9 protein-coding genes are annotated in these 13,544 nt (G+C 42.5%); 3 read left to right on the top strand and 6 right to left on the bottom strand.

The window, feature by feature from the left end; translation table 11 throughout:
- Positions 1 to 15: 15 nt before the first annotated feature.
- Positions 16 to 1,167: a peptidylprolyl isomerase gene (locus QZT69_RS08155; RefSeq protein ID WP_294672842.1), complete on the bottom strand. Its 1,152-nt coding sequence runs from the start codon at positions 1,165 to 1,167 to the stop codon at positions 16 to 18.
- Positions 1,168 to 1,551: 384 nt separating this feature from the next.
- Here QZT69_RS08155 and QZT69_RS08150 point away from each other — a divergent pair, with 384 nt between their 5' ends.
- The gene (locus QZT69_RS08150) at positions 1,552 to 2,949 is read left to right on the top strand and encodes a rhodanese-like domain-containing protein (RefSeq protein ID WP_294672840.1); all 1,398 of its coding nucleotides are present in this window, start codon (positions 1,552 to 1,554) and stop codon (positions 2,947 to 2,949) included.
- Positions 2,950 to 3,051: 102 nt separating this feature from the next.
- Positions 3,052 to 4,590 (top strand): glycine--tRNA ligase, encoded by a 1,539-nt coding sequence (locus QZT69_RS08145; RefSeq protein ID WP_294672837.1) that lies wholly within the window; start codon positions 3,052 to 3,054, stop codon positions 4,588 to 4,590.
- A 114-nt stretch (positions 4,591 to 4,704) separates the two neighbouring features.
- On the opposite strand, the gene QZT69_RS08140 is transcribed toward QZT69_RS08145, so the two are convergent.
- Positions 4,705 to 5,211, bottom strand: a complete 507-nt coding sequence (locus tag QZT69_RS08140; protein WP_294672834.1) for an LEA type 2 family protein — start codon at positions 5,209 to 5,211, stop codon at positions 4,705 to 4,707.
- A gap of 4 nt (positions 5,212 to 5,215) precedes the next feature.
- Positions 5,216 to 6,604 carry a dipeptidase gene (locus QZT69_RS08135; RefSeq protein ID WP_294672831.1) on the bottom strand — a complete coding sequence of 463 codons (1,389 nt, stop codon included), beginning with the start codon at positions 6,602 to 6,604 and terminating at the stop codon, positions 5,216 to 5,218.
- A 196-nt stretch (positions 6,605 to 6,800) separates the two neighbouring features.
- Here QZT69_RS08135 and QZT69_RS08130 point away from each other — a divergent pair, with 196 nt between their 5' ends.
- On the top strand, positions 6,801 to 9,026 hold the full coding sequence (locus QZT69_RS08130; RefSeq protein WP_294672828.1) for a choice-of-anchor L domain-containing protein: 2,226 nt from the start codon (positions 6,801 to 6,803) through the stop codon (positions 9,024 to 9,026).
- A gap of 71 nt (positions 9,027 to 9,097) precedes the next feature.
- Here the strand turns inward: QZT69_RS08130 and gpmI are convergent, their stop codons facing one another.
- Genes gpmI through QZT69_RS08115 form a run of 3 tightly spaced genes read right to left on the bottom strand, consistent with a single transcriptional unit; the run spans position 9,098 to position 13,429 of the window.
- Positions 9,098 to 10,624 carry a 2,3-bisphosphoglycerate-independent phosphoglycerate mutase gene (gene gpmI / locus QZT69_RS08125; RefSeq protein ID WP_294672826.1) on the bottom strand — a complete coding sequence of 509 codons (1,527 nt, stop codon included), beginning with the start codon at positions 10,622 to 10,624 and terminating at the stop codon, positions 9,098 to 9,100.
- A complete protein-coding gene (locus tag QZT69_RS08120) occupies positions 10,614 to 11,519 on the bottom strand; it encodes a sensor histidine kinase KdpD (RefSeq protein ID WP_294672823.1) in 906 nt (301 codons plus the stop codon). Before QZT69_RS08120 ends, gpmI begins: the two co-directional genes overlap by 11 nt.
- Positions 11,520 to 11,527: 8 nt before the next feature.
- Positions 11,528 to 13,429: an amidophosphoribosyltransferase gene (locus tag QZT69_RS08115; protein ID WP_294672820.1), complete on the bottom strand. Its 1,902-nt coding sequence runs from the start codon at positions 13,427 to 13,429 to the stop codon at positions 11,528 to 11,530.
- Positions 13,430 to 13,544: the final 115 nt, after the last annotated feature.

The following is a 13,544-nucleotide window of genomic DNA, read 5'->3' as shown; positions in this document are numbered from 1 at the left end:
ATCATGGAGAAGAAATTACTTTTGAGGACTTTCTACTTCTTTTTTCATCGGGTCCGGTCCCGGAATGATGTTCAATAACTCAATATCAAACTTCAGGTCCGAATAAGGAGGAATTGCTCCCGGTCTTCCGGCTGCACCGTATGCTTTGAAATAAGGAATTACGAAAATACCTCTTGCACCTTTGCTTAACAGGGCAACTGCTTCGTCATAACCGGCAATCATTTGTCCTACGTTGTGTGTGAAATCCAACGGCTGGTTGCGGTCGCGGGAAGCATCGAATTTTGTTCCGTTCAGGAAAGTCCCGATGTAATGCGTAGAAACCTGGTCTCCTTTTTTCGCTTTTTCACCGTTTCCTTCTGTTTGGATCACATAAACCAATCCGGATTCTGTTTGCTGCGCAGTTGGGTAGGTCTTACGGATTTCTTCCAATAAATATACACGGTACTCTGCTTCGGACATTTTGGAAACTTTATCGATACGCTCTTTTTCAAGGGCATCTAATTTAGCCTGCTCAGCTTTCTTTACTTCCTCTGCAGCTTTTGCTGTTGTATAAGAAACCTTGAATATGTTTGTGGCATTCCAGGATTTGTATTCTTTCCCGTTACGGATAATGATCACTTTGGTCATTACATCGTTTTGCTCGATCTTATTCACCACGTCCTGTCCTTCAACCACATGTCCGAAAACAGTGTGCTTGCCATTCAACCACGGAGTTTCTTTGTGTGTAATGAAAAACTGGCTTCCGTTTGTTGCCGGTCCGCTGTTTGCCATGGAAAGGATACCAGGTCCGCTGTGAGTCAGATCAGGTCTTGTCTCATCGTAGAATTTATATCCCGGTCCACCCATTCCTGTTCCTTGTGGATCTCCACCCTGGATCATGAAATCTTTGATCACACGGTGAAATTTCAACCCGTCGTAAAATGGTTTTGTAATTTTGATAGAATCAAAAAGTGTGATATTCCCTTCAGCCAAACCAACAAAATTGGCAACGGTCATAGGCGTTTTTTCAGCTTCCAGTTTTACGATAATGTTTCCCTTTGTGGTAACAAAAGCAGCGTAAATACCCGGCTCCGAATCTTTCGGCAATTCAACTTTTTGTGCTAAAAGAGAAGTGGTAGTAATACATAAAAGCACCAACGCTGAAATGTACTTAAGTCCTTTTTTCATATTCAATTTATTTGGGTTTAAAAATAGCGCAATTTTGCGAACTGCATCCGAAAAATCAAAAATCAGTCCAAAAGTTCATAAATTGATACACACGACTCAGATGGATTTAACCACTAAGAAAACTAAGATGAAACGTTTTTAAAGATTTTCTCTTTGCGTTCTTGCACTCTTTGCGCCTTCGCTGTCCTTGCTTTGCTGAAGCTATGCGTAGGCAAGAGCTAAGGCGCAAGCGTTGCGGTTAACTTTTGATAACCCGACAACATTCTCTTTTGTTGAGAAATGAAAGTAGGAATAACAGGAAGAGACCATATTTGACGTTTCTTATGAGCAAAGTCATTTTTTGCGTCGAAAAATTGCCGAAATTTGTGTTACAAAATTACAGACATGCGCATTGAACAATTATATACCAAATGTTTAGCCGAAGCGGCATATTTCATTGAAAGCGAAGGAGAGATTGCTGTTATTGATCCCTTGAGAGAAGTACAGCCTTACCTGGATTTGGCAAAAGAATGGAACGGGTCCATCAAATACATCTTTGAAACGCATTTTCACGCGGATTTCGTTTCCGGGCATGTGGACCTTGCAAAACGTACCGGGGCTAAGATCGTTTACGGCCCGACTGCAAAAACAAATTTCGAAAGCATTATTGCAGAGGATAACCAGGAATTCAAAGTTGGAAAAGCAACGATCAAAGTGCTTCACACACCTGGCCATACTCCAGAATCAGTAACTTATTTATTGATTGATGAAGAAGGAAAAGAGACCGCGATCTTTACGGGAGATACATTATTCTTAGGAGATGTGGGAAGACCTGACCTGGCCATTAAAGGAGATCTTACCCAGGAAGATCTTGCAGGGATGTTATTTGATTCCCTTAGAAACCGCATTATGGTATTGCCTGATTCCTTGACGGTTTATCCCGGACACGGTGCCGGAAGTTCCTGCGGAAAGAACATGAGTTCCGAAACTGTAGGTACTTTGGGTGAGCAGAAACAAACCAATTATGCGTTGCGTGCAGATATGACACGTGAGGAATTTATTAAAGAAGTAACAGAAGGTATTTTGCCTCCGCCTCAATACTTCCCGAAAAACGCCATGATGAATAAAAATGGCTACGAGTCCATCGATGAAGTGATCTCGAAAGGGAAAACTGCATTGAGTGTGGATGAAGTAAAAAGATTGATCAGCGAGAACGTATTGGTTCTGGATGTCCGTAGCCAGGATGAATACATCAAGGGAGCTATTCCGAACAGTTTGTTTATCGGATTGAACGGAACATTTGCCATGTGGGTCGGAGCACTGATCGAAGACATCAATCAGCCTATTGTATTGATTGTTCCGGAAGGAAAAGAAGAAGAAACCGTTATGCGTTTAGCACGTGTTGGTTACGACAATTGTGTCGGCTACCTGGATGGAGGTATGAAATCATGGATTGCTGCCGGTGAGCCTATTGAAACGATCGAATCGGTAACCGCTGAGAGCATCGCTGACAAAATTGACACCCTTCCGGTCCTGGATGTTCGTAAACCGGGAGAATATGAGGCAGAGCATTTGGAACATGCAGAGCATGTAGCGCTGGATTTCATGTTGGACGATTTGGGAGATTTGAAGCCGAATAATCCATATTATGTGCATTGCGCAGGAGGTTATCGAAGCGTCATCGCCATTTCATTGTTGAAACAAAAAGGATTTAAGAACCTGATCGATATCGCCGGAGGATTCGGAGCAATTAAAAAAGCAGGAATCCCAACAACGGATTTCGTTTGCAGTTCGAAAAAGTAAAAGAAATAGAATGAAAACAGTAGGGGCGCGATTAATCGCGCCCCTACTGTTTTTAGGACCCGCAATTCGCAATTAAAAAGATATTTCGACTAAATTTGCGCCATGGAACAGAAAGAAGATTTATTAAAGGAAGTTATTTCTCACGCGAAGGAATACGGATTCGTTTTCCCTTCATCTGAAATTTACGATGGTTTGGCTGCAACTTACGATTATGGTCAGCTAGGCTCTGAATTGAAGAATAATATCAAACAGTACTGGTGGAAATCCATGGTACAGATGAATGATAATATCGTGGGAATTGATGCCGCAATCTTCATGCATCCAACAACCTGGAAAGCTTCCGGGCACGTAGATGCATTCAATGATCCGTTGATTGATAACAAAGATTCCAAGAAGAGATACCGTGCGGATGTATTGATCGAAGAGCATATCGAAAAAATCCGTCAAAAGATCAATAAAGAGGTAGAGAAAGCAGCGAAGAAATTTGCAGATGCTTTCGACGAAGCTCAGTTCCGTTCTACGAACCCGAATGTATTGCGCAACGAGGAAAAGATCAAAGAGATCGAAGACCGGATGCGAGTGACTTTGGAAAACAATGACCTGGAAGGTGTCAAAAAACTGATCGAAGACCTGGAAATCGTTTGTCCGATCAGTGGGTCCCGTAACTGGACTGAAGTGCGTCAGTTCAACCTGATGTTCTCTACCGAATTGGGTTCGGTGGCCGGAGATGCTGCTACGATTTACCTGCGCCCGGAAACTGCTCAGGGTATTTTCGTGAACTTCCTGAATGTACAGAAAAGCGGTCGTATGAAGATTCCTTTTGGAATTGCTCAGATTGGTAAGGCTTTCAGAAATGAGATCGTGGCGCGCCAGTTCATTTTCCGCATGCGTGAATTCGAACAAATGGAAATGCAGTTCTTTGTGCGTCCGGGTGAGGAAATGCAGTGGTACAACCATTGGAAAGATGCCCGTTTGAAATGGCACAAAGCGCTTGGTTTGGGTGAAAACTATTACCGCGAGCACGATCATATCAAGTTAGCTCATTACGCGAATGCGGCTTGTGATATTGAATTCGATTTCCCGATGGGATTCAAAGAATTGGAAGGAATCCACTCCAGAACAGATTTCGACCTAAAACAGCACGAACAATTTTCAGGGAAAAAGCTGCAGTATTTCGATCCGGAACTGAACCAGAACTATGTGCCTTATGTGGTGGAGACATCCGTTGGTTTGGATCGTATGTTCCTGGCCGTGATGAGCGCTTCTTATAAGAATGAGAAATTGGAAGATGGTTCGGAACGCGTTGTATTGAGCCTTCCTGCGCAGCTTGCTCCTTATAAAGTAGCGGTTATGCCACTGACGAAGAAAGACGGTTTGCCGGAAAAAGCGACAGAAATCCTGAATGACCTGCGTTTCGACTTTAATTGCCAATACGATGAGAAAGATTCTCCGGGGAAACGTTACCGCCGACAAGACGCAATCGGAACACCATATTGTGTGATGGTGGATCATCAGACTTTGGAGGATAATACGGTAACAATCCGCGATCGTGATACGATGGAGCAGGAGCGTGTAGCTATTTCCGAATTGAGAGCAAAAATCGATGAGAAAGTGAGTTGGAGAAACCTGCTTGCGAAGTAGTAAATCGTGAAAAAAAGATAAGAGTACACTTATCCGGATAAATAAAATTCTGAGATATAAAAAGCCCCGATACTTTATTTGTATCGGGGCTTTTAGCTTTGGCTTATTGAATACTTATTCTCTTGCTGCTCCCTTCATAATTCCCTGGAGCAATCCGTCAAATTTAATATCTCCGCTTGATAAGTTGTGTGTTTCGTGCACATCGAAGGTTTTTCCGAATCCCATCACACTGCCGCGAACTTTCCCATCCAGTTTCAATTCGAATTTATCGGCGCTTACCAGTTTTGCAATGCGGAACAAAGCACCGTCGCTTAAACTAAGCTGTAAAGGAACGGTGTAAACATGCTCGGATTTTCGTTTGATCTTGATCTTCTTATTCAAATCAATATCTCCGATCTCCAGGTTATTGATGGAAAGGGTTAATTCGCCTTTCTTAATCTTAAAGCCGTAACCATTGTCATTGTCAACCGTTGCGTCGAAACTCACATTCAGGGTTTTTCCTTCCAGCTTCCCAAATTTGAAATTGGAATATCCCGAAACCACCGGTTCCTCGAAATCACAGCTCGACACTGAAATTGCAAGCAGGAACGCACACGTACTTAAAAAAAAGACCTTCCTCATAGTTTTACTTCATTGCTTCATTGAAATAATGGAAGAAATACGGAATGGTTTCAATTCCTTTGTAAAAATTGAATAAACCGTAATGTTCATTCGGTGAATGGATCGCATCGGAATCCAGACCAAAGCCCATCATAACTGTTTTTAATCCCAGTTCCTTTTCGAATAATGCAATGATCGGAATACTTCCGCCGCTTCTTACCGGAATTGGAGTCTTACCAAATGTTTTTTCATATGCCTTCGCCGCACTTTTGTATGCTATAGAATCGATAGGTGTAACTACCGGTTCACCGCCGTGATGTGGATTTACAACCACTTTTACTCCTGCCGGAGCAATGGACTCGAAATGCTTGGCAAACAATTCCGTGATTTTATCCGGTTCCTGGTTTGGTACCAAACGCATGGAAATTTTAGCATAAGCCTTGGAAGCAATAACTGTTTTTGCTCCTTCTCCGGTATACCCGCCCCAAATTCCGTTTACATCCAGGGTCGGACGAATAGAACCTCTTTCCGGAGTTGTATATCCTTTTTCACCGTAAACGGCATCGATATCCAATGCTTTTTTATAATTGTCCTCATTGTAAGGAGCTTTTGCCATTTCAGCACGTTCTTCCAGGCTTAACTCAACCACATCGGCATAGAAACCGGGAATTGTAATGTGATTGTTTTCATCATGCAATGAAGCAATCATTTTGGTAAGTATATTGATCGGGTTTGCCACACAGCCGCCATAAAGACCCGAATGCAGATCGCGATTCGGTCCGGTAACTTCTACTTCTACATAACTCAATCCCCGCAATCCGGTTGTGATAGAAGGCGTATCGTTGCCCAGCATTCCCGTATCGGAAACCAGGATGATATCCGCTTTCAGACGCGCTTTATTTTCTTTGATGAACACACCCAGGTTAACAGAACCAACCTCTTCCTCGCCTTCAATCATGAATTTCACATTGCATGGAAGTTCATTCGCTTTCATCATCGCTTCAAAGGCTTTCACATGCATAAAAAACTGGCCTTTATCGTCACAAGCTCCGCGTGCAAAAATGGCTCCTTCCGGATGGATTTCCGTTTTTTTAACTACCGGCTCAAATGGAGGAGAAGTCCATAAATCGATCGGGTCTGCCGGCTGAACATCATAATGTCCGTAAACCAATACTGTAGGCAATGCTGCATCGATGATCTTTTCACCGTAAACAATCGGATGTCCGGCAGTTTGGCAAATTTCAACACTTTCAGCACCTGCTTCTTTCAGAAATTCCGCTACTTTTTCAGCACCGCGAATCACCTCTTTTGCATAAGCGCTGTCAGCAGATACTGTTGGAATTTTCAATAGTTCAATGAGTTCTTCCAGGAACTTGTCTTTTGAGTCTTGTATATATTTTTGAGTATTTTGCATAAAAATTAATTTCTGGGACAAAATTGGTTAAATCGGAACGTTTTTAATCGAATAATTGTGATTAAAATTTAACAATTAAACAAAAATTAATATTATTGACATCTAAACGCAACCTTTAACAAATTATTTGAGTCTAAAGGAAGTACGAGATTATAGGACTATGAAGAAAATTACTACAATACTGTCTATTTTATTAATGTCAGTAAGTTTAAATGCAAATGCCCAGATATCTGTTCAGACCGGGCAGCCAATTGCAGATTACGTAAATAACCATTTATTGGGTTTAGGTGTAACTGCTTCGAATATTACATTTACAGGTAACAATGCCCAGATTGGGTCTTTCAACGGGACCGCAGCAGGTTTTGGTTTTATGGACGGAACAGTTATTTCTTCAGGAGAAGTGGCCAGTTTGGTACCGGGTGCTCCAGCGTTGAATGATGATTTTTTCACGTTTCAAACTACAGGTGACTTGATTACGGTTGCGCAATCGGTTACAAGTAATCCAAATGCAGGTAGTATTGATGAAATTCATGACCAGGGTATCCTGGAATTTGATTTCGTTCCGCAGTCTGACCTGGTTTCATTTAATTTTATTTTCGGGTCAAATGAGTATACACAGTGGATCAATTCCCAGTATAATGATGCCTTTGGGTTCTTTGTAAGCGGACCAGGTATAAGCGGACCATTTAGTGCCCCTGCAGGCTTTCCGAACGGTTCGGCAAACTTGGCATTAGTTCCCGGGACGAATCTTCCTATTACAATCTCAACAATTTATCCGGCAGGTACATTTAATGGAGATCCGGCAGGTTTGAATCCTCAATATTATGTCGATAATATGAGTCAAACTTCTATTGCGTTGAACGCGTATACAGTTCCTATCAACATTTCATTTCCTGTAATATGTGGGGAAACATATCATTTTAAATTTGCTCTTGCTGATATGCAGGATGGATCACTGTCTTCAGCAGTTTTCCTGGAAGCAGGGTCATTTACATCGCCTCCGATTAACCTTTCATTGGAAAATGCAAGTGGTTCGGGAGGGAACGATATCATTGAAGCGTGTACGGATGCAAGCTTTTTGTTCACCAGAAGTTTATGCCAGTCTTTGACAGATTTGTCTATTAACTTCACTTTGACAGGTACTGCAACCAGCGGTACGGATTATTCCATTCCTCAAACCAGCCCTTTGTTCATGGCAGCAGGTGAGGATACGTTGGTAATGGACTTAACGACTTTCGCAGACGGCCTTCCTGAAGGAACAGAATCCATTACAGTGACTATTGATTATGTAGACCAATATGGTAACCCCCAAACAAGTACGGGAACGTTTTTCTTGTCGGATATTCAGCCTTTGGTTTTGAATCCGGTGGACCAAACACTGAAGTGTAACAATGACAGTACCCTGGTGGTTGTTCAGGCCAGTGGTGGTTCCGGAACTTATACATTTGATTGGGAAGATTCACCTTCTATAACCAATTCGGCTGACGTATTTGTTGGACAGAATGGAGTATATTATTTCCCTGTAACAATGACTGATGCCTGTCTGGGTACTATTACAGACAGTGTGATGGTTACAATGGACCAGACTTTGACAATTGATTCCATGCTGACTTATCCGGCATCTGCATGTACACCGGATGGTGCTGTCAGCGGATATGCATCCGGATTTACAGGTCTTCAGCAATACCATTGGGAAGGTCCGAATACGGGTGGACCAAGCCAGATTAATGCGTCTGTTATGCAGAACCTTTCACCGGGATGGTATGTGTTTACGGTTAGTGATAATGTATGTTCGGTAACAGATTCCGTTCTTTTGACCAGTGCACCGGGACCGATCGCAGATATGACTTTAAATGATGTTTCCGGATGTAATCCGTTGACTGTGACATTTACAAATAACAGTCAGAATGCAACTACTTATGAGTGGTATTTTGACAATGGAAACAATGTTACGGTAAATGATCTGAGTTCTCAAACACAAACATTTACATCCTCTGCGGATGAAATAGCTCTGATCGCCATTAACGGACCTTGCAGAGATACAGCATTTGCTTCTGTGTTGATCGTAGAATGTGGATGTACGGACCCGCTGGCAACAAACTACAATCCGAATGCACAACAAAATGATGGTTCTTGTATATTCCCTCAGCCAAGCGTGATCGTTCCGAACATTTTTACACCGAATGGCGATAAGAATAATGATGTATTTAAATTAACAACCGTTAATGCAACTGAGGTCGAAATTATGATCAATAACCGTTGGGGAACCAATGTATACACAGGTACGGGATTAGACGCTTCCTGGGATGGAAAAATCGACGGGGTTCTTGCACCGGACGGAGTATATTTCGTTCAATACACGGTAAGAGGAGTAATGGGGGATGAAATTACCGGTCAGGGATTCCTGCAGTTGATCAGATAATATTAATTCTATTATAAACAAAAGGGGCGTCTCGGTTTAACCGAGACGCCCTTCGTATTTTTTGGATGGTTCTAATGATTTAATCCTACCAGTGTTTTTCCCTGCATTTCCAGTGGAGCGGCAATGCGCATCCGGTCAAGGATAGTGGGAGCAACATCTGCAAGAATTCCCGGGTTTAAATGGATGTCCTCTTTTTGCGTTACCAGGATTACTGGGACCGGGTTTAATGAGTGTGCCGTGTTTGGGGATCCGTCCGGATTGAATGCCACATCTGCATTTCCATGATCGGCGATGATGATTAGTTCGTAGTTTAATTGAATGCTCAGGTTTACAATTTCACCCAGACAGGAATCAACTGTTTCAACGGCTTTTACAATTGCATCGTAAACCCCGGTATGCCCGACCATATCCGGATTGGCAAAATTCAAACAGAAAAAATCCGGTTCATCCGTTCTTAATTCTTCAAGAATCCGCTCTTTTACTTCCGGAGCGCTCATTTCGGGCTGCAGGTCATAAGTGGCTACCTTTGGAGATTTTACCAGGATCCGCGACTCTCCCTTAAATTCTTTTTCGCGTCCTCCGTTAAAGAAGAAAGTGACATGCGGGTATTTCTCGGTTTCCGCGATACGGACCTGGGTCCGGTCCATCTTGCTGAGAATTTCACCCAATGTATTGTGGAGATTATCTTTTTCAAAGATGACATGCACATTTTTGAATTTGGCATCGTATCGTGTCATCGTGTAATAATCAATGTGCAAAGGCTTCATTCCGTATTCCGGAAAAGCTTGCTGAGTTAATGCCTGACTAATTTCCCGAGGACGGTCCGTTCTGAAATTGAAACAGATGACGGTATCACCATCATGGATCAATCCATCGCCGGAATTGGTTACCAGCGGAAGGATAAATTCATCTGTAATACCATCTTCGTAGCTTGCTTCGATTGCTTTTACGGCGTCGGAAAAGGGTGTTCCGATTCCTTTTACCATTGCATCGTAGGCAACCCGCACACGTTCCCAACGATTATCACGGTCCATGGCATAATAACGGCCTACAATAGATCCGATTTTGCCGGTAGACAGCTTCATGTGGCCCTCCAGTTTTTGAATAAAGCCAAGTCCGCTTTTCGGGTCACAATCACGTCCGTCAGTAAATGCATGAACCCAGACATCAGTCAGCTCATAGCTTTTTGCCATGTCCAGCAAAGCATGTAAATGTTCCTGAGAACTGTGTACACCGCCGTTAGAAACAAGACCTATGAAATGCACTTTTTTTCCATTCTGTTTGGCTTTCTCAAAGCAGCTTGTTAATACCGGGTTTTTGAAAAACTCACCTTCACGAATGGATTTGTTGATACGCGTCAGTTCCTGGTAAACAATGCGCCCGGCACCAATGTTCAAATGACCCACTTCGGAATTTCCCATTTGTCCGTCAGGAAGCCCCACGGCTTCTCCGCTGGCAGTCAAAGTACTATGGGGATATTTCTCAAGCAATGAGTCCATTACAGGAGTTTTCGCATTGAAAATGGCATCTGCTTTTGATTGGTCGCCCAATCCCCAGCCATCCAAAATGATTAAACCGACTTTTTGATTATTCATCATAAGGCATTTGTATTTGGAAACATGCTCCCGGCCCGTCGACTTTAATCAGACGAAGGTTTCCGCCTAAAGTACGTGCACATTCCCTGGCTATAAACAAACCAAGTCCTGTTCCTTTGGTGGTGCGTGTTTCCTCGTTTTCTAAACGATTGAATTTTTTAAATAAAAGGTCTTGTTGTTCCAGCGGGATTCCTTTTCCATAATCCCTTACATCGATCGAAACAGAGTAATCATTCTCTTTGTGAACAGTCAAATCCAGGCCTTTTTCAGAATGCCCGTACTTGAAGCCATTCTCAATGAGATTATTGAGAATATTGGTAAATATCAGGGGGTCTGTCTCTAATTGGATATCTTCAAAGTCATTCAGACGGATAGCGCTGTTGAATCGCTTTTCCTGAATACTGATTAAATGAGTTAGGAAATCCTTCAAAGAGATGGAAGTCATTAAGCGGGGCATTGCCTGCTGCTCGAGGCGGGAAGCCGTCAGGATCTGTTCTACCAATGTTTCAAGCCTGCTTGACTCATCCAGCGCTTTTTGGATCAGTTCGACCTGCTTCTCTTCGCTTAACTTGTGCTTTTGGATTGTTTGCAGGTATAATTTGGTTGCTGCAAGCGGAGTTTTTAATTCATGGGTAACAGACAGCATGAAATTATTCTGCTGGCGTGCCATTTGGATTTCTTTCTTGATGGAACGTTTGATTTTCCACAATCCGAAAAGCAGCAATACCAGGAAAACCGAACCTTCACCGATGATCATAACAATACGTTTGGTAATCAGTTCATCGGTATGCTGCGATGCCCGGGTTAGATCAATAAGGTGATAGCCCCACCAAAGGAACTGGATCAGTACGTAAGCACCCAGCAAGTATACAAAAACAGTTGTGGGTTTTTTAAGCATTTCTTCTCTTAGTAAGCGCGTTCGTTTTTACCCTCAATATAGTTAATAAATGCCTTGTTCACCACTTTATTTCCTCCCGGAGTCGGGTAATTTCCTGTAAAATACCAATCTCCGGTATTTCCGGGACAAGCTCTGTGAAGGTCTTCCACCGTCTGGTAAACAATATTTACCTCTGCTTTGATGTTTTCAGGAGTAAGCATTTTCGCTATTTGAGCAGAGATCTCTTCAGCTGTAAAAGGGGCGTAAATTTCTTTTACGTAATTGACAATCTGCTCTTTGGGTAATTTTTCCTGCTCTTTTGATTTGCGGTAACATTCGTCAATGATATGTTGTCGACCTGATTCTTTTAACAAAGTAATGGCAGCATCGAAAGCAATGAAATCACCCATCTTGGCCATGTCAATCCCGTAACAGTCCGGATAGCGGATCTGAGGAGCAGAAGAAACAACCAAAATGCGTTTCGGGTCCAAACGGTCTAAAATGCGCAAAATGGACTGTTTTAATGTGGTACCTCTAACAATACTGTCATCAATAACCACCAGATTGTCTTTTCCGCGAACGACAGATCCGTAAGTAATATCGTAAACCTGTGCAACCATGTCATCACGGGCATCATCCTGTGTGATGAATGTACGTGCTTTGGCATCTTTGATGGCAATTTTTTCAATACGGGCCCTGCGGTTCAGGATTTCTTTCAACTGTTCCGGGCTGGGTTTCCCTTCAATGGCAGATAACTGTTCGTATTTCTGTTCGTTCAGATAATCTTCCAGTCCTTTGATCATTCCATAGAAACTGCTTTCAGCTGTATTCGGGATAAAGGAGAAGACAGAATTATCCAAATCATAATCGATAGTCTTCAATACATTCGGAACCACGAAGCGCCCTAAATTTTTGCGCTCGGAGTAAATATCATAATCATTTCCGCGGGAGAAATAAATACGCTCGAAAGAACATTTTGCAGGAGCTTTCGGTGCGTTGATCTCCACTTCGGAAACAGTACCGTTTTTCTTGATAATCAAAGCATGTCCCGGGGTCAGTTCTTTGATATCGTTGTATTTTAGATTGAAAGCTGTCTGGATAACGGGTCTTTCCGATGCTACCACACAAACTTCTTCATCTTCGAAATAAAATGCCGGCCTGATACCGTTCGGATCTCTCAATACGAATGCATCTCCATGACCAAGTAATCCGGCCATTGCATATCCGCCGTCCCAAACTTCGGAAGCTCTTTTCAGAATCTGCTCAATATCGATATTCTCGGCAATCTTGTCGTAAATTTGGTGGCTGTTGTAACCGAGAGATTGGTATTTGCTGACCATCTCATCGTTTTCGACATCCAGGAAGTGACCGATCTTTTCCAATACGGTTACCGTATCTGATTTTTCCTTAGGATGCTGTCCGATTTCCAATAACACATCGAATAGTTCGTCTACGTTTGTCAGGTTAAAGTTTCCTGCTACGACCAGGTTTCTGGTAATCCAGTTATTTTGACGTAAGAACGGATGACAGCTCTCGATTGAATTCCTACCAAAGGTTCCGTATCTCAAATGTCCCAGGAACAATTCTCCTGTGAACCCTGCATTTTTCTTTAAGTAGTCAACATCTTTCAGCAGCTCCGGGTTTTCTTCCCCGATTTCGTAAAAGCGCCTGTTGATATGGTCAAAAATATCCTGTATGGGTTTCGGATCGATGCTTCTGTAGCGTGAAATATAACGCTCCCCGGGTTCCATGTCCAATTTAATGTTTGCAACTCCGGCACCGTCTTGTCCTCGGTTGTGCTGCTTTTCCATTAAAAGATGAAGCTTGTTTAAACCATAAAAAGCCGTTCCATATTTATCAACATAATAGTGTAATGGCTTTTTTAATCGAATGAGTGCGATCCCGCATTCATGTTTAATTGCATCGCTCATGGGCATCAAAAATGAGGTGCAAAGTTACGGATTCTAAATCGATTCAGGTAAGAAATGTTCAACCAAAAAACAACTTTTTATTGATATCTTAGTCTTATTGTATAGAAGGCTGATT

This window comes from uncultured Fluviicola sp. (genome assembly GCF_902168135.1).
In the GTDB taxonomy this organism is placed as follows: domain Bacteria; phylum Bacteroidota; class Bacteroidia; order Flavobacteriales_D; family Crocinitomicaceae; genus Fluviicola.
This window is presented reverse-complemented; position numbering and strand designations above follow the sequence as displayed.